Genomic DNA, 24,770 nt, shown 5'->3' on the forward strand with positions numbered 1-24,770 from the left:
TGAATAGAAGGGATAGGAAAAATGGATATTAAAAAATTGATTGGGGAAATGACACTGGAAGAAAAGGCGGGATTATGTTCGGGAGCAGATTTCTGGCATACAAAGACCGTGGAACGCCTGGGTATTCCGGCAACTATGGTGAGCGATGGCCCTCATGGATTACGAAAGCAGGATGAGAAAAGCGATCACTTAGGCGTGAATGACAGCATAAAGGCAGTCTGCTTTCCTACCGCATGTGCAACCGCATCATCCTTTGACCGGGAACTGCTTACAAGCCTTGGTGAGGCGCTGGGAGAAGAATGTCAGGCGGAGAATGTCAGTGTCATTCTGGGACCTGCAGTAAATATCAAGCGGTCCCCTCTGTGCGGCAGAAACTTTGAATATTTTTCTGAGGATCCATATCTTGCTGCCCAAATGGCAGGAAGCCATATAAAGGGAGTACAGAGTAAGCAGGTAGGAACCAGCTTAAAGCATTTCCTTGCCAATAATCAGGAGCACAGGCGTATGACCTCAGATTCTGTTATAGATGAAAGAACATTGAGGGAGATCTACCTGGCTGCATTTGAAGGCGCGGTAGAATCAGCAAAGCCCTGGACTGTGATGTGCTCTTACAATAAAATAAACGGAACCTACGCGTCGGAAAACAGACGCTATCTGACGGATATACTGAGAGAAGAGTGGGGCTTTGACGGTTATGTTATGAGTGACTGGGGAGCGGTCAATGATCGCGTTGCAGGAGCCCAGGCAGGCCTTGATTTAGAGATGCCCTCATCAGGCGGAATCAATGATGCGGTTTTAGTGGAGGCTGTGAGAGAGGGAAGGCTCAAAGAGGAGGTTCTTGATCAGGCAGCAGCCAGAATTCTGACGATAGCAGACCGCTATTTAAAGAACCGGAAGTCAGATACAATATGGGATAAGGAGGCTCATCATGAGCTGGCGAGAAAGATGGAGGGAGAGTGCGCAGTTCTCTTAAAAAATCAGGAGATTCTTCCCCTTACGGACTCCAATGAAGTGGCATTTATTGGTTATTTCGCAGCTCATCCCAGATACCAGGGAGGCGGCAGTTCCCACATTAACTCTACGAGAGTGGAGTCTGCAGTGGAGGCGGCCAGAGACAAGAGGGTAATTTATGCCCAGGGATATGAGATAGATTCAGATCGGGTCAATAGCACTCTATTAGAAGAAGCTGTGGAAGCGGCAAAGAAAGTAAAAACAGCTGTTATATTTGCCGGACTTCCTGATTCCTTTGAGTCAGAGGGGTATGACAGAGCCCATATGGCTATGCCGGAATGTCAGAATGCCTTAATTGAGGGGGTGGCTGCTGTCCAGCCCAATACAGTAGTGGTGCTTCACAATGGTTCACCTGTGGAGATGCCATGGATTGATAAAGTAAAAGGAGTATTGGAAGCTTATTTAGGCGGTCAGGCGGTCGGCGGTGCAATCGTGGACATTTTATATGGTCATGTAAACCCAAGCGGAAAACTGGCAGAGACGTTTCCACGTAAGCTGGAAGATAATCCGTCTTATCTTTATTATGGAGGAGAAAAGGATGTAACAGAATACCGGGAAGGAGTATTTGTAGGATACCGGTATTACGATAAAAAGAATATGGAAGTGTTATTCCCCTTTGGTTATGGATTAAGTTATACAACCTTTGAATACAGCAATATGAAAGCAGATAAACTGGTGATGACAGATAACGATACAGTGACGGTTTCTCTTGATGTTACCAACACAGGTAAGGTTAAGGGAAAAGAGGTGGTGCAGATTTATGTGGAAGCACAGGAAAGCCAGGCAATCCGTCCAGTGAGAGAACTGCGTGAATTTGCAAAGATTGAGTTGGAGCCGGGAGAGACAAAGACAGTATCCTTTACACTTGGTAAACGGGCATTTTCCTACTACCATGTGGGGATGAAAGACTGGTTTGCAGAAACGGGCACCTATCTGATACATGCCGCCTCTTCTTCCAGAGATCTTCGCCAGAAGATAGCTGTTAAGGTAGAATCTACGGTGAAAGAACCTGTAGTTTACAATCTAAACAGTATTATAGGGGATATTTTAACAGATCCAGATGCAGCAGACATAATTAAACCTCTGCTTGAACGTTATAAAAAAGGAAGTGCACTGGGAAATTCAGAAGGAGAGGCTGCAAAGTCGGCAATTACACAGCAGATGGATGATGCCATGTTCCAATATATGCCACTTCGCCAGATATTAAGCTTTGCTCCTCAAGTAAGTTCTTTTAAAGAAATGCAGGAACTGGTAGACCGGCTTAATAATAAGAGATAGAAATGCAATAATATATTTTTAGAAAAAGACGGGCTGTATTTGCGCCCGTCTTTTATTGTAAGTCCTTGTTTTCGAGCGTTTATCCTAATTGTTGACAGTTGCGTATCAATGCCTTATGCTGTATTAAAATACAACACAAGTGAAATGATTATGGATACAGTGATTGCATTAGATTAAGGAAGATCATGCCCTGGGCGAAAATCGGCTGCATGATATGCCGGCTGGAGACATATGCACAATCCTGCAATCCTGAGGATCAGCTTCAGGCGCTTAAGGAGGACCATATCAACCTGTTTTATCCTGATGTACAGGTACGGGGAGAATATCCGGCTTATATGAGACGGTATTTTGAAGAAAATGGAATTGAGCTTGAAACTCTGCCTGAAGATTTCGAAATAATAAAGGAAAATACCGCTGACTTTATTTCTTTCAGTTATTACATGACCTATGTAACAAAGGGAGGTCCGAATGCAAAGGAACTTTCTGGCCATCTGGTATCTAAAATTAAGAATCCGTATATCAGATTAACGGATTGGGGCTGGCCTATTGATCCGATTGGATTAAGAATTACGTTAAACAAATTATGGGACAGGTATCAGATACCACTGTTTGTAGTTGAAAATGGATTAGGGGCGGTGGATACTCTGGAGGCAGATGAAGCTGTGCATGACCCTTACCGGATTGAATATATGCGTGAGCATATCAGACAGATGAAAGAAGCGGTATGCGACGGAGTGGAACTCATGGGATATACATCCTGGGGCTGCATTGACTTAATCAGCTGCGGAACTTCTCAAATGAGCAAACGTTATGGAATGATCTATGTAGACCAGGATGATGAGGGAAATGGAAGTTTAAAGAGAATAAGAAAAGACTCTTTCTTCTGGTATAAGCAGGTAATACAATCAAACGGTGAAGTGCTCTGATAAACTGAAAATAAGCGTTGGTTGTTCTTAATGGACATCCAAACGCTTATTTTTAGGTTCTTCCTTGAATATTCTGGTTATCATTGAATTGTATAATATGATTTGGTATGCTGATAATGTAATAAAATTGTCAGCTTAATCCGTTACGAACGTTTAAAAAATACAGGTTCGTAATGCGGTGTGGAAGAACGGAGATTGTTATGGAAAACACATTGTATACCAAAGATAATATGGATTCACCCAATTACGAAGTATTTTATAAGGATAATATTCCCTCAGTGGATCATCCTCTCCATTACCATGATTTCCTTGAAATATATTATCATGCGGAAGGAGACTGCGATTATATCATTGACAGCCGAATCTATACACTGAAGCATGGCGATATTGTTTTAATCAACAATCAGCGTTTACACCGGGCAGTAATAAAAGACATGACAAAACCGTATCGCCGGTTTGTTTTGTGGCTGGAATATAATTATATTGAAACATTGCTGGGGGGGGAAATTGAATATAATCAGATGATAGGAAGAGAGAGCAGGGCAGAGGTATTCCGGCTTCCCGGACAGCAGAGTAAAGAGATTGAATCCATTTTCAGAAAAATGTGCAAGGAGAGCGAGGGCACCGATTTCGCCAGCGCCAGTCTTTTGGAGAGTTATTTAAGGCAGCTGCTTTTGCTTCTTTGCCGTTACAGTCAGAATTTTCACTCGGTTGAAGAAACCACTTTTGAAAATGACGAGATGATTCATTCTATTATGGATTATATTGACCAGCATTACATGGAACCTATCACTCTGGATATGATTGCAAATCATTTTTTTATGAATAAATATCACCTGATGAGAAAATTTAAAAAACATACGCGGATGACCGTTATGGATTATTGCAAAAAACGTCGTCTGATTATAGCGAGGAATCATCTGATGGAAGGAGCAAGAATACAGGATATCTATAAACTAAGCGGTTTTGATGATTATTCTAATTTTTTCAGAGCATTTAAATCTACATATCAAATGTCCCCAAGAGATTATAAGAATTATATGATTCAAAACCATAATAGTACAATACAGCTGGCGGTGGATCGTGACCAGATTAATAAGAGACATTAAATACATAAATTGTCAACATTTGCAATGTTCACGCCAGTTTTCGTTATTTATTCTCAATTTATAATGCTATAATTTATACAAGAGATGGTGTTAGATCTCAAAGAAAAATGGCAATATATACAATGAGAAGGAGGATTATTTATGAAAAAGGTTATTAGTTTTTTATTGGCGGGTGTCATGGCAGCATCATTGACAGCCTGTTCCGGAGCTGCCAAAGAGACTGCTCCTGCAAAACAGGAAGAAACGAAAGCAGCAGAACAGACAAACGACAGCAAAGGCAGCGGGGAAAAAGTGGAGATCAGTTTTCTTGTGACAAAACCGGAAATTGTTCCTCAGTTTGAAGAAACATTCAATCGATATACCCAGTCTCATCCCAATGTGACGATTACAGCAATTCCACTTTCAGGGCAGACCATATATGAAAAACTTACTTCCCTGTATGCATCAGGGAATGCACCTACGATCACAATGGTAGGAGGACCGGAATTCACATCGTTCAAAGATAATTTTTTAGATATCACGGATACAGATTTTGCAAAAAAAGTTTACAGCTGGGCACAGGATAAGACAAAATCAGACGGAAAAGTTCTTGCAATTCCTACTACAGCAGAAGGCATCGGCATCATGTATAACAAAAAGGTGATTGAGGATGCCACTGGAAAAGAGTTTGATCCTTCCGCCATCAAGACAAGAAGTGATTTTGCAAAACTTCTGGAAGAGATTTCAAAGACAAAGTACGCACCGGTACAGATCACCAATAAGGACTGGCTGTTAGGTTCTCATTTAACTTCCGTATTATATGGTTCTGTAAGCAAGAACTATGATGAGAGGCAGGCTGTTATAGAGGCATGCCGCAAGGGAGAATATGATTTTGCAGACAGTGAGGTGTTTAACAACTGGATGGATACGTTTGACCTTCTCATGAAATATAACAAGTATGCAAAATCACCTCTTGCCAATGCTTATGAGGATGACCAGCTGATGATGGCAAGTGATGAAGTTGCTTTCTGGCCCATTGGAAATTATATTTATCCAAACATCGTTGATATCAACCCGGATGCTGAGGTTGGCCTGATGCCATATCCAATGGGAGATGACGAATCAACTGTGGGAAATAATGAAATTGTATTGTCTTACTCCATGTTTGCCATTGATGCAAAACAGTCAAAACCAGAGCAGCAGGCTGCAGCCATTGATTTCTTTAACTGGCTGATCGCTTCTGAAGAAGGTCAGGATTCCTATGTCAATACTCTTATGTTTGTACCGATTTTCGAAGGCTTTGGTATTCAGCCCACGAATCCGGTAGCAAAGCAGATTGTTTCTTATATGGAGCAGGGAGATACACTGGAGAGAATGAGTGATTATTTCCCGGCTGGTGTCATGAATCAGTTTGGTGCAACCATGCAGCAGTATCTGGCCGGCAAGATTACTAGAGCCGATGTTGCAAGTCAGTTTCAGGAAAAATGGCTGGAATTCTCCAATAAATAAAAGAGGATACGGGAGATATTATGTATAAAGAAAAATCAATTTTAAAAAGTTTTCAGGTATTTGCTACATTTGGGTTAATCCCATTGTTGGTTTTTGGTATCGTAGTACTCATCCCTTTCTTTTCCGGTCTGTTTTTATCACTTACGAATTGGAATGGTTCCATAGACGGCAAAATTGAGTTTATTGGAATCGGAAATTATATTTCAGCAGTCAGGGACCCCGCATTCTGGGGGTCTCTGGGTAAAACGTTTTATTATGTTTTTTTTGTTATGATATTAACAAATACATCTGCTTTTTTATTCGGTATGCTGGTAACCAGCGGTATGAAAGGACAGAATTTTTACAGGGCGGGGTATTTTACTCCTAATCTGATCGGCGGCGTAATTTTAGGATATATCTGGCAGTTTATTTTTTCCAGGGTATTTGTATATTTTGGAATGAAGACAGGTATCCCATTTTTTGAAATCAGCTGGCTGACAGAACCTCATGCAGCTTTATGGGCCCTGATCGTAGTAGGTGTCTGGCAGAATGCTGGTTATATGATGTTAATTTACATTGCGGGATTCGTGGGAATTGATAAAAGTCTGCTTGAAGCGGCACGAATGGATGGAGCAAGTCCGCTTCAGATGCTTCAGAAAATAAAAATACCAATGATGGTGCCGGCATTTACCATCACGCTGTTTCTCACCTTAAGAAAAGCATTCATGGTTTATGATGTGAATCTCTCTCTGACAAAAGGAGGACCTTATAATACCACAGAGCTGATTTCCATGCATGTGTACAATGAAGCTTTTTTAAACCAGAATATGGGTCCTGGCCAGGCAAAGGCATTTTTACTGTTTTTACTGGTCGCTGTTATTGCGGTTGCCCAGGTGGCAGCATTAAAGAAGAAGGAGGTTGATGCAATATGATGACACAAAAAAGAATCAACTCCCTGATAAAACAGCTGTTTGCATTACTGTTTTTGGTTTTTATGCTTTTACCGTTCTTTCTTGTACTGATCAATGCATTAAAACCGAGAATCGATATTATAAAAAATCCCATGTCCCTTCCTCATGCGCTGTCACTGGCCAATTTTACAAAAGCCTGGGCGACGATGAAATTTGGAACTGTACTTTTTAATACTGCTTATATCACAGGCTTTTCTCAGATCGTGCTGATTGTTTTTGGCGCAATGCTTTCTTATATGCTGGTCCGCTGGGATTTTAAAGCAAATAAAATAATATTTACAATATTAATCTGTGCAATGATTATACCATTTCAGTCATTGATGATACCATTTGTCAGCATTTTCGGCAAGCTGGGAATGATGAACAGCCGGACGGCACTGATATTTTTCTACATGGGCTTTGGTATGCCTATGACTACGTTTATGTATCATGGCTTTATGAAGGGAATATCCAAAGAGATGGAAGAAGCGGCACTGATTGATGGCTGCTCCCATTTTTACTGTTTCTGGAAAATAGTGTTTCCGAATTTAAAGCCAATTACGACTACCATACTGATTGTAAATATATTATGGATCTGGAATGATTTCCTTCTTCCTTCCTTAGTCCTCATCAAGGATAATAACAGGACAATTCCGCTTTCCACATTCTATTTCTTTGGTGAATATACAGCGGAACTGGGGCTGGCAATGGCTGCATTAATATTAAGCGTTCTCCCGGTTGTTGTGATTTATCTGTTCCTTCAGAAGCAGATTGTGACAGGAGTGATGGATGGGGCTATTAAATAATGGAGGTAAGCCGACTTGAATATATCGAACAAAATAATGCTGATTACTTATCCGGACAGCATTGGAGGAAATCTCCGTACATTAAACAGAGTATTAAATGATTATTTTAAAGATGCCGTAGGAGGGATACATATTCTCCCATTTTTCCCTTCCAGCGGAGACCGGGGATTTTCCCCAATTACCTATGAATGTGTGGAACCTGCTTTTGGAGACTGGAACGACATTAAAATGCTGTCGGAAAATTATTATCTGATGTGTGATGTGATGGTAAATCATGTTTCTAAAAGGAGTAAAGAATTCCTGGACTATCTTGAAAAAGGCGAGGCTTCCCTATTTGCTGATATGTTTCTTGATTATGAAAAGTTCTGGGGAGAGGGAAGACCGGATAAACGGGACATAAACCTTCTCTACCGGCGAAAGGATGGAGAACCGTATCAAAGCTTTGTCCGGGAAGATGGCAAGACCGTGAAACTCTGGTGCACCTTTACTAATGAGCAGATAGATCTGGATCTTCGGACAGAGACAGCAAAGCAATATCTGAGAGAGAATTTCAATCGTCTTGCATTAAATGGCATCAGTATTATCCGCCTTGATGCACTGGGTTATGTGGTGAAAAAAAGAGAAACAAGCTGTTTTATGGTGGAACCTGATATCTGGAACGTGATTGAAGAAATTACTGGGATGGCAGGAGACAGAGCATGGCTTCTGCCGGAAATTCATGATACATGGGAGACAGCTAAGAAACTGGAAGAACATCACGTCTGGAGCTATGATTTTGTACTCCCGTTCCTGATGCTTCATGCCATCTATACAGGGGATACAAAAAAGCTGGCAGGCTGGCTTAAGGTGGCTCCCCGTACACAATTTACAGTTTTGGATACTCATGATGGGATTGGTGTTTATGATGCCTATGACTGGGTTAACGAAGAGGAAGCAGCTGCATTAATTGAGCGGATCGAAGACCGCTTAAGCTATCAGTTTAAACCGCTGAATCCGGAAAAGAAACGATTTAAAAAGGCATATCAGCTTTACACAACCTACTTTTCAGCACTTCATGAAAATGATCAGGCATATCTGCTTGCCCGCGCGGTACAGTTCTTTGCACCGGGAATTCCACAGGTATATTATGTAGGAATGCTGGCTGGGGAAAATGATTACGCAGCTTTGCAGCAGTCAGAAGATCACAGAGCAATTAACCGTCATAATTATACGGTGGAAGAGATCAGAGCCTGCGCTGAAAAAGACGTCGTAAAGAAACTAAAATCCCTGATGCAATTTCGAAATTCATTTGGAGCATTTGACGGAGATCTGGAGGTTATTGCGCCTTCAGAGGGAATTCTGGTTATGAGAAGGACTGGAAATGATGAGTGGGCGGAGCTGATCTGTAATTTTGCAGTTTTGGATTTTTCTATTTGTTATATGAAACAGGGAACGATTCATAGGCTTAAGCTGTAATTATAATTTGGGGTATATTTCCCCAGACATGTAAGGTCCGGGGAAATACCCTGGGCTTTACTTAGTTTATATTCCCCTTATAAATGCCGTACTTATGAAAATTATACCAATTAATAATATCGTTTTTGGGGGCAATATTTAATGCAATGAGAACCTCTCTTGCAAATTCCAAAGGCGAAGCTCCATTTGCAGTAACGATTTTTTCATCTCTTACCGCCGGCTCTACGATATAGTTTTTTTCACCTGTATAAGCATCTTTAGCCCACTGTTTTAAATTATCGCAGTCATTGCTGGTATGTCTGACGTTATTTAACAGACCTATAGTACCCAGGAATGCGGAAGCATCACAGATGCCGGCTAAAATTCTTCCATCATGAAAACAGCTTTCTGCCAGCGGCCGGATCTGCTGCGCTGATTCACCCCTCCATGAGGTTCCGCCGATGAGGATGAGAGCCTCATAATCCACTGGCATATCATGTATATCATAATCGGGGATAACCCGGAATCCGCCAATGGATTCTATTGCCTTCTTTTCTAAGGAAACAGTCTTTACATCATATTGATCCGCATCAAATGTCCGGATTGCGGAAGATAAATAGGCAGCTTCCCAATCTGCAAATCTTTCCATAATTACAAATAACACATTCTTTTTCATATTGTTCTCCTGTTCTTTTACCCCTGGTAAGTAAAAACATTAACGGTTCGGGCAGAGACACCCTCATTATTTCTCGTTGCCAGAACCAATTTTCTAAATTATAACACTCAATTGTTGACATCTGTATGTCAATGATTTAAGCTGATCTAAAAAATGGAAGTGATGAGATGAAAATAGACAGGCTAATTGCAATTATCATGATTCTTTTAGAGCGGGAGAAAGTAACCGCAAAATTTCTGGCAGAGATGTTTGAGGTTTCCATGCGGACAATATACAGGGATTTGGAGGTGATTAATCAGGCAGGAATTCCGGTCTTTGCCACCTCAGGTCCGGGTGGCAGCATAGAAATCATGAAAGAATTCAAAGTAGAAAAACGAATTTTCTCTGCAAACGATATAACCGCACTACTGATGGGATTATCCAGTATTAAAAATAATCTGCCTGGGGAACAGACCATGGCGGTGCTGGCAAAAGTAAAGGGCATGATTCCCAAAGAACATCATAAGGAGTGGGAATATCGTGCAAATCAGATGAAAATAGATGCATTACCATGGTTCAATGCCGGGAATCTGTTTTACACAGTAGAACTGATACAGGAAGCGTTAGATCAGCAGAGACTTCTCACATTCCAATACCGGGATATCAGAAATAAAAAAAGCAGCAGAGAAGTAGAACCCTATCGTCTTTTGTGGAAGGGAGAGGCGTGGTATCTTCAGGGATATTGCCTGTCACGCATGGATTTTCGTACTTTTAAACTGTTAAGGATGAGCGACCTTTTAATATCAGATCAGCGATTTGAAATCCGGGATTTCCCCATCGAACGGTTGGATGAGATACAGACCAGAGAAAATTCTCTGACAAGGGTAAAGCTAAGGATTCAGGAAGGAGTAAGGGATTTAGTTATAACGCGTTTCGGGGAAGACTGTCTGACTCCGGACGGTCCGGATCATTATATAGCAGAACTATATATGCCTGTGGACGATCTTGCCTGTGGCTATCTGCTTGGCATGGGTACCAGATGTGTATGTCTGGAGCCGGAGGAAATGCGGGAAAAGATGAGACGGCTTTCTTCAGAGATCTGTGGATTTTATCAATCTTCATAAGCTTCTATGCCACAGTTTTTCAGCATATAGATAGGATGTACTTTTTTGAAACTGCAAAAGGCGCATAAAACGAAAGGAGTACATCCATGATTGTATCGTGGCTGACAACCAACGAGTGTAATTTAAAATGCAGGCATTGTTACCAGGATGCCGGAAGCAGAAAAACAAAAGAACTGACAACAGCAGAAGCGGAAAAAATGATTGGAGAAATCGCAAAGGCAGGCTTTAAAATCATGATTTTCAGTGGGGGAGAGCCACTGATGCGGCCCGATATTTATCATTTGGTATCTCATGCCGCAAAAGCCGGACTAAGGCCGGTCTTTGGAACCAATGGGACACTTTTGACGGAAGAAACGGCGAGAAAGTTAAAAGACAGCGGCGCTGCAGCCATGGGAATCAGCGTGGATAGTTTAGATGAAGAAAAGCATAATGATTTCCGAGGCTGCTCCGATGCATTCCGCTTAACCATGGAAGGAATTGAAAACTGCAAAAAAGTGGGACTGCCGTTTCAGATCCATACCACAGTTCTGGACTGGAATCAGGCTGAAGTAAACGATATCATTGATTTCAGTGTAAAGGCGGGAGCTGTGGCTGACTACATATTTTTTCTCATTCCGGTGGGAAGAGGGAAATTCCTGGAAGACACATCGTTGAAGGTCATGGAATATGAAGCATTATTAAAAAACATTATGGAGAAACAGAAAAATGTACCCATCGATATAAAACCTACTTGTGCACCCCAGTTTGTCCGTGTGGCAAAGGAACTGGGGGTTACGAGCCGTTTTAAAAAGGGCTGCCTTGCCGGCTTGTCTTATTGTGTGATAACTCCGGAGGGATTAGTCAGACCTTGTGCATATATGACAGAAATTGCGGGAGATGTCCGAAAGGAATCATTTGATAAAATCTGGTCTGAAAGCAGTGTGTTTGAAAAGTTAAGAGGCAGGGAGTATAAAGGTGCCTGTAGTATCTGCGTTTACAAGGAGGAATGTGGTGGATGCAGGGCGAGAGCCGGGTATTATCATGACGGTGACTATATGGCGGAGGACAGTTACTGCGCGTTTGGAAAGAAGTGGAAGGAGGGATAATAAAACAGAAAGTCAGATTGGGTATTATCAATTTACGGATGTATTAGGGCAGGAAATCCGGGTGAAAAATCCACAGCATGTTGTTGCGCTCTTGAGAAGTGAATTGACATTGACACAGGTAGATAGTTGATAAAAGCAAATAAAATACTTGACTAAAGCAATTAATATGATAAGATATAAATATCATATACAGCAGGAGGCCAAGCCATGCAGAGTTACTTAAAGAAATATATAGGAATAATCCGTAGTTTCAACCGATATTACACGAATGTACTTGGATTGCTTAACCAGCATTTTCTGGACAGCCCGTATTCTCTTTCCGAAGTGCGGATCCTGCATGAAATAGAAAAAACAGAGCAATGTACCGCCAGTATGCTGGCAGATACTCTTTCCATGGATGTGGGATACTTAAGCCGGATATTAAAAAAGTTTGAGAAATCTGGATTGATTGAAAAAAAGCAGTCAGCAGAAGATAAACGATCTTTATACCTTACCGTAACGCCGTTAGGAAAGGAAAACCAGGATCAGTTTAATGACCGGTCCGATCATCAGATTGAAAAGCTGGTAAAGGCCCTTCCTGAGGAAGAGATTAAGATGCTGGCACGGAACATGACTTCCATTGAAACCATATTAACAGAAGGAAAAAATATCAGGCGCAGTGATATTACCATACGTGACGATGTAAGACCTGGAGATGCAGGCTACCTCACTTATTTACACGGCTGGATTTATAAAAAGGAATATGATTATTCCGTGGCATTTGAGGGATATGTGGCAGAATCCTTTTATCAGTTCCTGGTTCAGTATAATCCGGAAAAAGACAGACTCTGGTGTGCAGAGCATGAGGGAGAAATCGTGGGATGTATCGGTATCGTCGGTCACGGAAAGAGGGCACAGCTTCGATGGTTTCTCCTGCACCCAAACTACCGGGGAATCGGACTTGGGAAAGATCTTTTTGAGCTGGCTATGTCTTTTGCCAGAGAAAAAGGCTTTGAGAAGGTATACTTAGAGACTACCAATGACTTAACAAGAGCAATCGGAATGTATACGAAGGCGGGATTTATAAAGACGTCAGAAAAGGAGAATCGGGCTTGGAGGGATGATTTGCTGGGGCTTGAATTCGAAATGAAGATATAATTGTAAGAGCTGCAGAAACCGGATGCCAGGTTTCTGCAGCTTTTATCGCCAGTCTTATACTATTTTCTATACGGAGTGTGTTTCAGAGGAAGACTCTGGCGGAAAACTCCATCCAACCGGTAATACGCATGTGCTTCATTCGAGAATTTATCAGTATAAACTTATAATTTTTTTAATACAATGTTACAAATGCAATTAAGAAGAGGTATTAAATGAATTATGATGGGATAATCATTGGCGTAGGGACGTTTCTTATTATAGGGCTTTTGCATCCGGTTGTGATTAAGGCAGAGTATTATTTCACTGTTAAAATATGGCCGGTGTTTCTGATATTCGGACTTTTGTGCATGGCAATCTCTCTTGTGTCACCTTCCCCAACGGAACGGTCACTGTCAGCAGTACTTGGCTGTTCACTTTTGTGGAGTATAAAAGAGATTTTTGAGCAGAAGAAACGGGTGGAAAAGGGATGGTTTCCAATATTTAATAAAATTGGCAGAAGTCTGAATTATATTACAGTCAAGCTTTAAATTCTTTTACACCATAGCAGTCTCTGTATTGCTTTAATGTCATACCTGTAACTTCCTTAAACTGCTTTCCCAAGTGACTTTGTGAGGAAAAACCCAGATAGGCTGATATCTCGATATAATGATATTTGGAATAAATTAAAAGATTTTCAGCCAGTTTAATTTTTTCATTTCTGATGTAGTCTGTAATAGAAATACCTTCCCATTTTTTAAATAAATCAGAGAGATAGTTGGGGTTCATCTGAAGTTCCCGGGCCATATCACCTATATTAATTTTTTCGTGAAGATGGGAAAAGATATAATCCTTACACTTCTCAATACGGGGATTTTTTTCTCTCTTTAAATTTCCTTTCTGTTGTTCTTTTATTTCCTGTACCAGCCTGGCATACTCGTATTCCGCACTGTTTTTAATATGGAGCAGAGTGGCGATATCATTGGATTCTTCTATTTTCATAATAAAAATGTCACTGAGAGAAAAAGAAATTTCCGGGCTTAAGCCTCCCCGTATGGCAGCCCGGCTTGCCAGTGTAATAACGACGATACAGACATTTTTATAACTTCGCAGCCGGTCTTTTGCCAATATGCCCAGTTGTCCGGTATAATCCTCTGCCCAGCTTTGCTCAAGCTGCCGGATATCCCCGTTTTCGATGCTGGAAAATTCCCTTATTTCCTGATCATAAGGGTTGTGCTTTTTGCCGCTCTCATGATTTTTAAAGATAAGTTCTGAAAAATTTTTCTGAATATGCTCCTGAGTCAGCAAGTCCACACAGTTTTGCTTTATGATGTCACCCGCCTCGAGCATTTCTTCATGGAACAGGTTATAGATGAGGAGAACATCCTGCAGAAAATCATCAAAATCACAGATACTAAGACTTTCGCTCCAATTGGAGTCAATATTAATATCCGGAATGATGCGATTAATGTTTACCTGTGTATGAAATCCCACTGGACCAATCACATAAATCATATTTTCAACAGGGACTGCTGCATATATGATATTGCTGTTAACAGCGGTAAGTGTGGGAACACGGTCCTCTGGTATTTCAAGCACGGTGTCTCTGACTTCCTCACATAAAAAAGGAAGATCAGTAAAGTCCTTGCGTGCGCAAATGATCTCCACACATTTTTTATCCATTGTATAGGATTTTACGAAGGTATGAAGATGATAGGAAATATGTTTCATGAAATAATTCGTAATCATACAAACTCCTTTATATGAGAAACATGATAAAAAACTGTATATATTGATATAAGATCAGTATAACTTAATTTAAAATGAAATCAACTAAAAAATGATACAGCAAGGAGATTTAAATGAAAGTAAATGGCGTAAACCTGGGAAACTGGCTGGTACTGGAAAAATGGATGAGTCCCGGGTTATTTGAAGGAACGGATGCAGAGGATGAATATTGGCTCCCCCGCAGTCTGACAAAAGAAGTTTATGAAGCCAGAATTAAAATACACCGCAGTGAGTATATTTCAGAGCGGGATTTTGTGACCATCAAATCCTGGGGCATGGATACCATCCGTATTCCGGTTCCATATTTTATATTTGGTGACAGAGAGCCGTTTCTGGGGTGTATTGATGAACTTGACAAGGCATTTAACTGGGCTGAAAAGTACGGTCTTAAAATACTGATTGATTTACATACCGCACCGGAAAGCCAAAACGGATTCGATAACGGAGGAATCAGCGGTGTATGCAAATGGGCTCAGAATCCACAGGAAGTGGAGTTTGTGCTCACGGTTCTGGAACGTCTGGCAAAGCGATACGGAACAAGGACCGGAATGTGGGGAATTGAGGTCCTCAATGAGCCGGCTACGGAAGCAATCTGGGAGTTTATGAATGTGCAGAAGAGATATCCCCCAAAAGATGAGGCAATGGGAAAGGGAAGCTGCGGAATTTCCATTTCGTTTATCAGACAGTTTTACCGGGAAGCCTACAAAAGAATCAGAGCCTTTATGCCGGAGGAAAAGCAGGTGGTTTTTCACGATGCGTTTGACTTATCCGGCTGGAAGGAATTCTTTGAGAAGGAAAAGTTTCAAAACATTGTTTTGGATACTCATCAGTATCTGATGATGGCTGAAATGATGGGATGCGGTCAGCACCTAAACGAATATTTAGATTACATTCAGACCCATTTTGCAAAAGAGATAGAGGTAATACAGGCATATGTTCCGGTAATATGCGGTGAATGGTGTCTTTTTAATTCTCTCGCATGCGGCTGGGATACAAAAGGAGGGCAGACTGTTTTAAACGGTGTAAAAGGTTGGGATAAAGAACTGAAATCAGCAGAAGAAAAAAAAGAAATCTATCAGGCTGTGGCAAAAGCCCAGTTAGATGCATGGAATAAAGGTTCCGGTCATTTTTACTGGAGTTATAAGCTTTTAACGGATACAGTCAACACCAGCGGCTGGAGCGGCTGGGACAGCTGGGATTTGGGAAGATGTGTGGATTTTGGCTGGTTTCCTGTAAAAAGGTAAAATATAATTCAAAAAAGAGGAGAAGATATGAAACAGACAAATGCAAAAGGGACGCTTTCTTTTGTGGAGCGTTTTGGATATGGTATGGGCGATTATGCCGGAAATTTAGTTTATTCTGCAATCAGCGCATTTTTATTGGTCTATTATACCAATGTAGTAGGTGCAAGTGCCGCGGCTGCGGCAGGAATTATCGCAGTATCTAAACTTTTTGATGGGGTTTCAGATCTGGCAATGGGATACATTGTAGACCATACGAAAAGCAAATGGGGTAAGGCCCGTCCCTGGCTTGCCAGACTGTGTGTGCCTCTTGCAGTCTGCACAGTTTTGATGTTTACTGTGCCTCAAAGCATGGAGGGTAAGGTACAGCTGGTTTACATGTTCCTGACTTATAATCTGGTTTCCACCATATTTTATACTGGAATCAACATTCCATATGCAACCATGCACGGCCTGATGACAACCAATCAGTATGAACGGGGACTTCTGGGAAATTTCCGAAATCTTCTGGCGACTGCAGGTACAATGACCATTAATACAGTGGTATTAAAGATGACAGGGTACTTTGGTGGTGGGGATAAGTACAGCCAAAAGGGCTGGACGCTTACCATGATCATCTTAATGATCGTATTTATTATAATCAATCTTTTTACATTTACAGTTTGCAAAGAGCGTGTGGTGGCTGAAAAATCAGAAAAAGGTTCGGAGGTAAAGGTATCCTTTAATAAGGGGTTAAAAGGACTGTTGGTTAATAAATACTGGATTCTGCTTGTGATTGCAATCTTTTCCCTGTATTTCATGATGTCCTGTTTCTTTGGATCAGCAGTTTACTTCGCACAGTACCGCCTGGGAGATGCCAGTTATTTCACCCCGGTTTCCAACTTCCTGTCCATTTCCCAGATCATAACCTTATTCATAACTCCGTTTTTAATGAAGAAGTTTTCAAAGAAGCAGCTGATGCTTACAGGTCTTACGATTGCGACACTGGGATTTGCTTTAACAGGAGTGTCCTATAACATTACCTTTGTCAGTGCCATGTCAGTGATAAAAGGAATCGGATTTGGTTTATCCGGAGCGTGCATGTTCGGGCTCTTACAGGATGCCATTACATACGGGGAGTGGTACAACGGATACGGTACAGCAGGCATGGGAAATGCAGCCTCTTCCTTTTGTATGAAAGTTGGTTCCGGAATCGGAACAGCAGCACTTGGCTGGGTTCTGGCAGCAGGCGGTTTTAGTGCAGACAAGGCAGTGCAGAGTGCATTATCTTTAGCAGCAATTGATTGGGCGTTCATCTGGATTCCTGCGCTTACCATGGGAATCGGGGTTGTTTGTCTCTTATTATTTGATCTTGATAAAAAATATGATAAGATAGTTTCAGATTTGTCAGAAGGAAAACACAGATTGGAGAACTGATGAAGGAAAGCAATGAATATCAAAGAAAAGTTCTTTTGTTTGGTACTGCGTATTACCCGGAATATATGCCTTATGACAGGGTGGAAACAGATCTGTCCATGATGTGCGAGGCTGGAATGAACGTGGTCCGGATTGCGGAATCCACATGGAGTACTTTAGAGCCTTCCGATGGAATTTATGATTTCAATTATATTGACCGGGTTCTTCACGGGGCCCAAAAGTGGGGGATGGAGGTAATAATCGGTACGCCCACATACGCAATCCCAAGCTGGCTGGAAAAAAAAGATAAAAACGTAATGGTAAAGACAAAAACAGGACAGGCTGTCTATGGACGAAGACAGATCATGGATATTATGAATCCATCCTACCGTTTTTATGGAGAGCGGGTGATCCGCAGACTGTTAGAACATACCGCAAAGCATCCATGTGTTACTGGTTTTCAGATTGACAACGAAACGAAGCATTACGGTACCTCTTCTGAGTTGGTACAAGAGATGTTTGTGGAATATCTGCAGCAGAAATTTGTTACAACTGACCGGCTGAATGAAGCCTTCGGTCTTGCCTACTGGAGTAATTCCATCCATGACTGGAGTGATTTCCCGGATATGAATGGCTGCATCAATGCCGGTCTGTCCTGTGAGTTTCAACGCTTTCAAAGAAGTCTTGCAGCCGAATTTCTCTTATGGCAGTCAGAAATAGTAAAAGAGTATAAAAGAGATGATCAGTTCATCACCCATAATTTTGATTTCCAGTGGAAGAAATTCGGAGCAGATATTGCCCAGGATGGATATTCCTACGGTGTTCAGCCGGATATCAATCACTACGAGGCCTCGAAAGCAGTGACGATTGCAGGTACGGATATTTATCATCACACCCAGGATCAGCTTACCGGAGCGGAGATCGCTTTTTGCGGGGATTCCATACGCTCTTTAAAAGAGAGAAACTATCTGGTCCTGGAATGCCAGGCCCAGGCATTTAAATACTGGACACCTTATCCCGGACAGTTGAAGCTCCATGCTTACAGTCATCTGGCAAGCGGTGCAGACGGAATCATGTATTGGAACTGGCATTCCATTCACAGTGGATATGAAACCTACTGGAAAGGGCTTCTAAGCCATGATCTGGCAGCAAATCCAGCTTATGAAGAAGCCTGTCAGATCGGAAATCAGTGGAAAAATATGGGAAAAAGTCTTCTGAATCTGAAAAAAGACAATAAGATCGCTCTGGTAATTGACAGCCAGTCTCTGCATGCATTGGAATGGTTCCCCATAGACCGGGATTTAAGCTATAATGATGTGGTGAGATGGATGTATGACAGTCTCTATGAGCTGAATATGGAATGCGATGTAGTGGATATCAACGGTTTGGACCCTTTCAAATACCAGATGATCGTGACGCCTGCCCTGTACAGCATTACGGAAGATAAATTAAAGCAGTTAAAAGCATTTGTATCAAAAGGAGGAGTTTTAGTAAGTACCTTTAAATCCTTTGTTTCCAACGAATATTTAAGCGTTTATCCGGATACACAGCCCCATTTGCTCCATGAATGCTTTAAAATTCACTATAATCAGTTTACGGATCCGGGAACAGCGAAAATCAAAGGACAGCAGGTTCAGTATTTTGCCGAGCTGCTTATAACAGACGGCGCCAGAGTGCTTGCACCCTATGAGCATAAATACTGGGGAAAGTATGCTGGAATTACCCAGGCGGATTATGAAAAGGGCAGCGCCTTTTATATCGGGTGCTATACAGACAAGGAGATTGTAAAAGAGATTTTAAAAATGGCTGTAAAAGACGCAGGTCTGGATGGGGTCATACCGGATGTCTGCTTCCCGGTGATCATTCGCAGCGGGGTGAATCAGGATAATAATAAGATTCACTATATACTTCATTATTCTGAAGAGGAAACGGCTGTTGTCTGCCCGTATGACCGGGTAAATAACTTATTGGACGGAATGAGCTATAAGAAAGGAGACAAAATCCCCTTGAAAGACTGGGATACTATCATTTTGGAGGAAGAATAATGAGCGAATACGATAAAACAATAAAAAACCCCATTCTGCCTGGTTTTAATCCAGACCCATGCATTTGCAGAAAGGGGGATGATTATTATCTGGCAGTATCAACCTTTGAATGGTTTCCCGGAATCCCAATATACCATTCAAAGGATTTAAAAAGCTGGGAATTGTACACCCATGTACTGACAGACGATGAAATGGTTGATTTAAAGAAGCTTCCATCTGCAAAAGGAATCTGGGCCCCATGCCTCACGTACTGCGAAGAGGAAGATATGTTTTATGTAATCTACGGAGTCATGAATTCCATGAACGCCCGGTATTTTGATGTAAACAACTATCTTATTACTGCCAGGGATATCAAAGGACCCTGGAGTGAGCCGGTATATCTTCATTCTTCAGGGTTTGATGCCTCCATCCTCCATGATAACGGAAAAAAATATATCGTGTCTCTGGAATGGGAGACCAGGGAAGGATATGAAAAGCCTGGTGCAATCTGTATGGTAGAATACGATCCGGAAAAAAAGGAGATTATCGGTTATCCCAAACGAATCTGGAGCGGCGGAACAGACCGGGGCTGCATAGAAGCACCCCATTTATACAGGCGGGGAGATTATTATTATATCATGTGCGCAGAAGGCGGAACCGGTTATAATCATTGTGTAACCATGGGAAGATCCAAAGAAATCTGGGGACCATATGAAGGAGATCCAAAGAATCCCATTGTTACCTCCGTTCCGGTGGATTCTAATGAGCGTCATGATCCGGACCATTTAAAAACCAGATACTATAATCCGGATTCCCTTCTTCAGAAATCGGGCCATGGCAGTATGGTGGATACCCAGAGTGGAGAAACCTATCTGGTGCATTTATGTGCCCGTCCCTTTGTACCGGAGCTGCGCTGCACTCTTGGAAGAGAAACTGCCATTCAGAAAATGATGTGGACAGATGATCAGTGGCTGCGTATGGCCAGTGGGGGAAATCTGGCGGAAGTTCTGGTTGAAGCAAGTAGTCTGCCTGAAGTACCGGTAAAGCAGATTCCTGATTTTGATGATTTTAATGAAGAAGAGCTGGGACTGCAGTATTACGCACCCAGAATTATGCCCCAGCGCTTTGCTGATTTAAAAGCCCGTCCGGGTTATGTGCGGATTCGAGGTCAGGAATCACGGACTTCCTTAAATCAGGTGAGCATCCTGGCAAGAAAGCTGACCTCTGTCTATGCGACCGTGACCACAAAAATGGAATTTATTCCGGAGGTCCATCAGCACAGTGCCGGCCTGATTTTATATTATGACAACATGAATTATATTAATCTGAGAAAATATTACAGCGAGACGCTGGGACAAAGTGCGCTTTCCATTATCCATCTGGAGAACGGAGAGAAAACCGAATTTTTAAATACCAGAATACCGGTAAGCGATGATCCTGTCTATTTGCGGCTTACAATTGAAGGCCGGCAGTCCTGTTTCTCCTGGTGTTATGACGGAGTGAATTACCAGAGAATCGGAAGAGTCTTTGACACCACCAGATTTTCTGATGAATACTGCAAATATGGGGAATTTACCGGAACTATGGTAGGTATTACCTGCGCAGACCGCGTAAAACACAGTCACTATGCGGATTTTGACTTTTTTGAGTACTGTGCAGACGAGGACAGAGCAGTCCGGTAATGATATCTGGTTACATGATGAAAGGCGGGACAATGTCCCGCCTTATGTAATAAACAAATCCATAAAAGCTGAGTCCCGGACGATCCGCCTTCATCTGCAGGAATTGAAATTATGTCGAAACCACAAAAAATTAATGTTATACTTTTTAGAGAGATCCCCCAAGCATCAATCCCAATGCTGCTCCATATAGAATCATTAAGTAGCGGTTGGAGGTGATGGGACATGCCCCACTGGGGCAGCCTATTTTTTTATGGTAAAGATATCCGGCAAAGCCTCCGATTGCAGTACCGATCAGTTGATTCCATATCATGGTAAATTCCTCCGTTTTCTTAAAATAATAGTCTTTTTACCATTACAGTTCAGTAATAATGTCACAGAAGAACTGGGCAGTTCCAGTCTAAAAAATGGATAAAACGAGTTAAAAAACAGTAAGAATCTCAGGAATGCATCTGATATACTTAGGTCATACCGGATAAAAAACGGAAAAAACCATGTAATTGGGAGGTGCTTATGGAGAACGGAAAAATCAAACAACTGACTATGAAAGAGAAAGTTTCCTATGGCCTGGGTGACTGCAGTGCCAATGTAGCGGTTGCAATGTGCTCCACTTTTTTAACTGCATACTATACCGATACGGTAGGAATCGCAGCCGCAGCTGTGGGAACCATGATGCTGCTGACGCGGATTTTTGACGGAATCACCGATATTTTCATGGGGGTCATCGTAGACAGAACCAGCACAAGATGGGGAAAGACCAGGCCCTGGCTGCTTTGGACGGCACCTTTTATGGCATTGGCTCTGATTTTGCTGTTTCATGTGCCTAGCGGGTTAAGCAGTGGGGGTAAGCTGCTGTATATCTATCTGACTTACATATTTCAAAGCTGTATCGTGTATACAGCCAACAATCTGCCCTATAATGCTCTTCTGTCCCGAATGACATTGAATGTCAATGACCGTGCCTCTGCTGCCTCTATCCGCTTTGTCATGACTCAGATCACCGCTCTCATAATTAATGCGGTAACTGCCAGCTTCCTGGCAACCGTGGGCTGGTTTGCTTTATCGGCAGTTTATGGTATTATAATTATGGTTTTACTTCTGCTCTGTTTCTGGGGAGTGAAGGAACACCTGGATGAAGATGAAGAGACCGGAACGGTGAAAGCGAAAAAAGTTCCCCTTAACCAGGCTCTTCCCGCGCTGTTGAAGAATCGATATTTTTATATCCAGGCCCTGCTTTTCCTTTTCTTATACATTGCAGTTGTCAGTACCGGTTCCATGATATTTTATTTCTGCAATATTGTACTTGGAAATATCGGAATGATTACCCTGATCAGCATCGCTTCCACGATTCCGGCAATGATTGTAAATCTGATTATGCCACAATTGGTTAAGCAATATGGAAAATGGAAGATGATGATATCAGGTTCTGTTCACATGATCCTTGGTTCTGTAATCATCGGAGCGGCAGGAGCGAATGTGACAGTTGTTATGATAGGTGTGGCAGTGAAAGGCTTTGGCATGGGACCTATTATGTCAGGACTCTTTGCAATGACTGCCGATGTAGTTGACTATGGTGAGTGGAAAACCGGAGTGCGCTCTGAAGGCCTTATCAACAGCTGTACCTCCTTTGGAATGAAGGTTGGCATCGGGGTTGGGGCTGCCGTCTGTACCTGGATCATTGCACTAGGCGGATATAATGGAACAGCCGCAGTTCAATCTGCGTCTGCGGTGAATATGATCCGTTTTGGATTTGGTTATAATGGTGCAATTATATCAGGAATTTGTCTGATTCTCTGCATTATGATGAATATAGACCGCTATATTGTCCAGATACAGGCCGATCTTGAGAATAAGCGTGATAATAATAGAAAAGTGGGTGAATGATATGTCAGAGACAAGTGACAGGATACGGAAAGCATTCCGGGAGGGTGATCAAAAGCGGGATGATGGCTTAAAAACGCCTGATACGATACAACGATACGATGATATTGTGTATGGGAATGATGCAAAGTGGCAGGTTTTGGATGTATACCGGCCAAAGGCTTCGGAAGATAAAAAGCTTCCAGTGATCGTCAGCGTTCACGGAGGAGGCTGGGTATATGGAGATAAGGAGACTTACCAGTTTTACTGTATGAATCTTGCAGAGCGTGGGTTTGCAGTAGTTAATTTTACTTACCGGCTTGCACCGGAACATAAATTTCCAGCGTCCATAGAAGATACGAATCTGGTATTCTCCTGGATACTGGAGCATTCTGAAACCTATGGCTTTGACAGGAATCATATCTTTGCAGTGGGTGATTCTGCTGGAGCTCATATTCTGGGACTGTATACGGCAATCTGTACCAATGCAGCCTATGCAGAACGTTATCCCTTTCAGGTGCCAGACGGTTTTATACCAAAGGCAATTGCATTAAACTGCGGTGCATTTCATATGGGTGGAAACGAAAAAACAGGTGATGACACCCAGTCTCTGATGGGAGATTTTCTTCCCATGGGAGGAACACCCAGTGAACTTCAAAATATCAGTGTGGATCACTATGTAACATCAAAATTCCCACCAGTGTTTCTTATGACTGCAGTGGGAGATTTTCTGAAAGATCAGGCATCTGTTATGGCTGAGGTACTGGCAGAATGTAATGTTGAATTTATCTACCGGCTTTATGGCAGTGATAAAAACCGTCTGGGTCATGTTTTTCACTGTGATATCAAATCAGAAGATGCAAGGATGTGTAACGATGAAGAGTGCTTCTTTTTTAAAGAATATGTGAATAAGGATCATTAACCACAATGAGTGAACCGATTGCAAAGCATCAGATGTTTGAATATGAAAATAACAATCCCTTCCAGATTATTAATCTGGAAGGGCCGTTGATTTGCGAAGAAAACTTATTAAACCACTGGCATACGGAGCTGGAAATGGTCTACATCTTTCGAGGACACAGTGAGCATTATATTGACGGCAGCTGCATACAGGCGGGCCCAGGTGATATGGTTGTTGTAAATTCCGAAAGTATTCATAGCATTATTCCCGAAGCTGCTGTGTGCCAAAGCTGGGGTATGATAGCAGTGGTACTGATTATATCCAGTGATTTTGTAAAGGGATTTTTACCTGATCTGGATAGTCATTACTTTGTGGTATCTGACAAACTGGACCGTACTGAGGTAAGGCGTATCATGCTGACTCTGTCTGAGACGGTTAAAAGACCGGCCAGTCAGGAGATACTGCTCATAAAGGGGTTAATCCTGGAGCTGCTTTATTGCTTATGTCAGGATGGTTACCGGATTAAGGATTATGTTATGGACATTAACCGGCAGAAGAATAATGAACGGCTCAAGGGGGTTATCCAGTACGTAGAACGCCATTACATGGAACCGATTACCCAGTCAGAGACTGCGGACCGTTTCTATTTTACAAAAGAGTATTTTTCCCGTTTCTTTAAGAAAAACACGGGAGTTAATTTTAAGGAATATTTAACGAACTACAGAATACTGAAGGCCAGAAGAGAACTCATACACACAGACCACAGTATTTTGGAGATTGCATTTAATAATGGGTTTACTGATGAGAGACGTCTGATTGAGTCATTTAAGAAACGATATCAGATTACACCGCTGCAGTACAGGAAGAGAGAATCACAGTATTTCAAACATGAAAAAAATGATTGACAATAAGTGAATGATCGTT

General features: G+C 41.9%; 21 protein-coding genes. 18 read left to right on the plus strand and 3 right to left on the minus strand.

Annotation, left to right across the window (positions count from 1 at the left end; all coding sequences use genetic code 11):
- Positions 1–21: 21 nt before the first annotated feature.
- The 7 genes from CRO04_RS14460 (at position 22) to gtfA (ending at position 9,002) form a co-directional block, all read left to right on the plus strand.
- On the plus strand, positions 22–2,289 hold the full coding sequence (locus tag CRO04_RS14460) for a glycoside hydrolase family 3 C-terminal domain-containing protein (RefSeq protein ID WP_097004967.1): 2,268 nt from the start codon (positions 22–24) through the stop codon (positions 2,287–2,289).
- Positions 2,290–2,474: 185 nt separating this feature from the next.
- Positions 2,475–3,215 carry a family 1 glycosylhydrolase gene (locus CRO04_RS14465; RefSeq protein ID WP_097004968.1) on the plus strand — a complete coding sequence of 247 codons (741 nt, stop codon included), beginning with the start codon at positions 2,475–2,477 and terminating at the stop codon, positions 3,213–3,215.
- Between the two features lie 200 nt (positions 3,216–3,415).
- A complete protein-coding gene (locus CRO04_RS14470) occupies positions 3,416–4,324 on the plus strand; it encodes a helix-turn-helix transcriptional regulator (protein WP_166432571.1) in 909 nt (302 codons plus the stop codon).
- A gap of 141 nt (positions 4,325–4,465) precedes the next feature.
- A complete protein-coding gene (locus CRO04_RS14475) occupies positions 4,466–5,812 on the plus strand; it encodes an ABC transporter substrate-binding protein (RefSeq protein WP_097004970.1) in 1,347 nt (448 codons plus the stop codon).
- Between the two features lie 20 nt (positions 5,813–5,832).
- The gene (locus CRO04_RS14480) at positions 5,833–6,723 is read left to right on the plus strand and encodes a carbohydrate ABC transporter permease (RefSeq protein WP_097004971.1); all 891 of its coding nucleotides are present in this window, start codon (positions 5,833–5,835) and stop codon (positions 6,721–6,723) included.
- Complete coding sequence (locus CRO04_RS14485; protein ID WP_207654451.1) at positions 6,720–7,547, plus strand: carbohydrate ABC transporter permease; 828 nt, start codon at positions 6,720–6,722, stop codon at positions 7,545–7,547. The genes CRO04_RS14480 and CRO04_RS14485 overlap by 4 nt, the downstream gene beginning before the upstream one ends.
- Before the next feature lie 15 nt (positions 7,548–7,562).
- A complete protein-coding gene (gtfA, locus tag CRO04_RS14490; RefSeq protein ID WP_141400989.1) occupies positions 7,563–9,002 on the plus strand; it encodes a sucrose phosphorylase in 1,440 nt (479 codons plus the stop codon).
- Positions 9,003–9,063: 61 nt separating this feature from the next.
- Here gtfA and CRO04_RS14495 read toward each other — a convergent pair whose 3' ends face one another.
- The gene (locus CRO04_RS14495; protein ID WP_097004973.1) at positions 9,064–9,657 is read right to left on the minus strand and encodes a type 1 glutamine amidotransferase family protein; all 594 of its coding nucleotides are present in this window, start codon (positions 9,655–9,657) and stop codon (positions 9,064–9,066) included.
- A 167-nt stretch (positions 9,658–9,824) separates the two neighbouring features.
- On the opposite strand from CRO04_RS14495, the gene CRO04_RS14500 reads away from it, so the two are divergent.
- From CRO04_RS14500 to CRO04_RS14515, 4 genes are all read left to right on the plus strand, one after another.
- Entirely contained in the window at positions 9,825–10,760 is a 936-nt protein-coding gene (locus CRO04_RS14500) for a helix-turn-helix transcriptional regulator (RefSeq protein WP_097004974.1), read from the plus strand.
- Positions 10,761–10,846: 86 nt separating this feature from the next.
- Positions 10,847–11,845 carry a putative heme d1 biosynthesis radical SAM protein NirJ2 gene (gene nirJ2 / locus CRO04_RS14505; protein WP_097004975.1) on the plus strand — a complete coding sequence of 333 codons (999 nt, stop codon included), beginning with the start codon at positions 10,847–10,849 and terminating at the stop codon, positions 11,843–11,845.
- Between the two features lie 207 nt (positions 11,846–12,052).
- Positions 12,053–12,982 carry a bifunctional helix-turn-helix transcriptional regulator/GNAT family N-acetyltransferase gene (locus CRO04_RS14510; protein WP_097004976.1) on the plus strand — a complete coding sequence of 310 codons (930 nt, stop codon included), beginning with the start codon at positions 12,053–12,055 and terminating at the stop codon, positions 12,980–12,982.
- Positions 12,983–13,194: 212 nt separating this feature from the next.
- Positions 13,195–13,509 carry a DUF4491 family protein gene (locus tag CRO04_RS14515; protein ID WP_097004977.1) on the plus strand — a complete coding sequence of 105 codons (315 nt, stop codon included), beginning with the start codon at positions 13,195–13,197 and terminating at the stop codon, positions 13,507–13,509.
- Here CRO04_RS14515 and CRO04_RS14520 read toward each other — a convergent pair.
- The gene (locus CRO04_RS14520; protein WP_097004978.1) at positions 13,499–14,707 is read right to left on the minus strand and encodes a helix-turn-helix domain-containing protein; all 1,209 of its coding nucleotides are present in this window, start codon (positions 14,705–14,707) and stop codon (positions 13,499–13,501) included. The two genes, CRO04_RS14515 and CRO04_RS14520, sit on opposite strands and share 11 nt — an antisense overlap.
- 113 nt (positions 14,708–14,820) lie before the next feature.
- Here CRO04_RS14520 and CRO04_RS14525 point away from each other — a divergent pair, with 113 nt between their 5' ends.
- Genes CRO04_RS14525 through CRO04_RS14540 form a run of 4 tightly spaced genes read left to right on the plus strand, consistent with a single transcriptional unit; the run spans position 14,821 to position 21,088 of the window.
- Positions 14,821–15,990 carry a glycoside hydrolase family 5 protein gene (locus tag CRO04_RS14525; protein WP_097004979.1) on the plus strand — a complete coding sequence of 390 codons (1,170 nt, stop codon included), beginning with the start codon at positions 14,821–14,823 and terminating at the stop codon, positions 15,988–15,990.
- A gap of 27 nt (positions 15,991–16,017) precedes the next feature.
- Positions 16,018–17,403 carry an MFS transporter gene (locus CRO04_RS14530; RefSeq protein ID WP_097004980.1) on the plus strand — a complete coding sequence of 462 codons (1,386 nt, stop codon included), beginning with the start codon at positions 16,018–16,020 and terminating at the stop codon, positions 17,401–17,403.
- Entirely contained in the window at positions 17,403–19,427 is a 2,025-nt protein-coding gene (locus tag CRO04_RS14535) for a beta-galactosidase (RefSeq protein WP_097004981.1), read from the plus strand. The genes CRO04_RS14530 and CRO04_RS14535 overlap by 1 nt, the downstream gene beginning before the upstream one ends.
- A complete protein-coding gene (locus CRO04_RS14540) occupies positions 19,427–21,088 on the plus strand; it encodes a glycoside hydrolase family 43 protein (protein WP_097004982.1) in 1,662 nt (553 codons plus the stop codon). Before CRO04_RS14535 ends, CRO04_RS14540 begins: the two co-directional genes overlap by 1 nt.
- Positions 21,089–21,233: 145 nt before the next feature.
- Here the strand turns inward: CRO04_RS14540 and CRO04_RS26005 are convergent, their stop codons facing one another.
- Entirely contained in the window at positions 21,234–21,398 is a 165-nt protein-coding gene (locus CRO04_RS26005; protein WP_242974505.1) for a DUF6132 family protein, read from the minus strand.
- 200 nt (positions 21,399–21,598) lie between these two features.
- On the opposite strand from CRO04_RS26005, the gene CRO04_RS14545 reads away from it, so the two are divergent.
- From CRO04_RS14545 to CRO04_RS14555, 3 genes are read left to right on the plus strand one after another with little or no spacing between them, the layout of a single operon-like run.
- On the plus strand, positions 21,599–22,969 hold the full coding sequence (locus tag CRO04_RS14545) for an MFS transporter (RefSeq protein ID WP_097004983.1): 1,371 nt from the start codon (positions 21,599–21,601) through the stop codon (positions 22,967–22,969).
- A gap of 1 nt (position 22,970) precedes the next feature.
- The gene (locus tag CRO04_RS14550; protein ID WP_097004984.1) at positions 22,971–23,867 is read left to right on the plus strand and encodes an alpha/beta hydrolase; all 897 of its coding nucleotides are present in this window, start codon (positions 22,971–22,973) and stop codon (positions 23,865–23,867) included.
- A 5-nt stretch (positions 23,868–23,872) separates the two neighbouring features.
- Positions 23,873–24,751 (plus strand): helix-turn-helix transcriptional regulator, encoded by an 879-nt coding sequence (locus tag CRO04_RS14555; RefSeq protein WP_097004985.1) that lies wholly within the window; start codon positions 23,873–23,875, stop codon positions 24,749–24,751.
- Positions 24,752–24,770 lie beyond the last annotated feature (19 nt).

It is taken from the genome of Lacrimispora amygdalina, assembly GCF_900205965.1.
GTDB classification, from domain to species: Bacteria; Bacillota; Clostridia; order Lachnospirales; family Lachnospiraceae; genus Lacrimispora; species Lacrimispora amygdalina_A.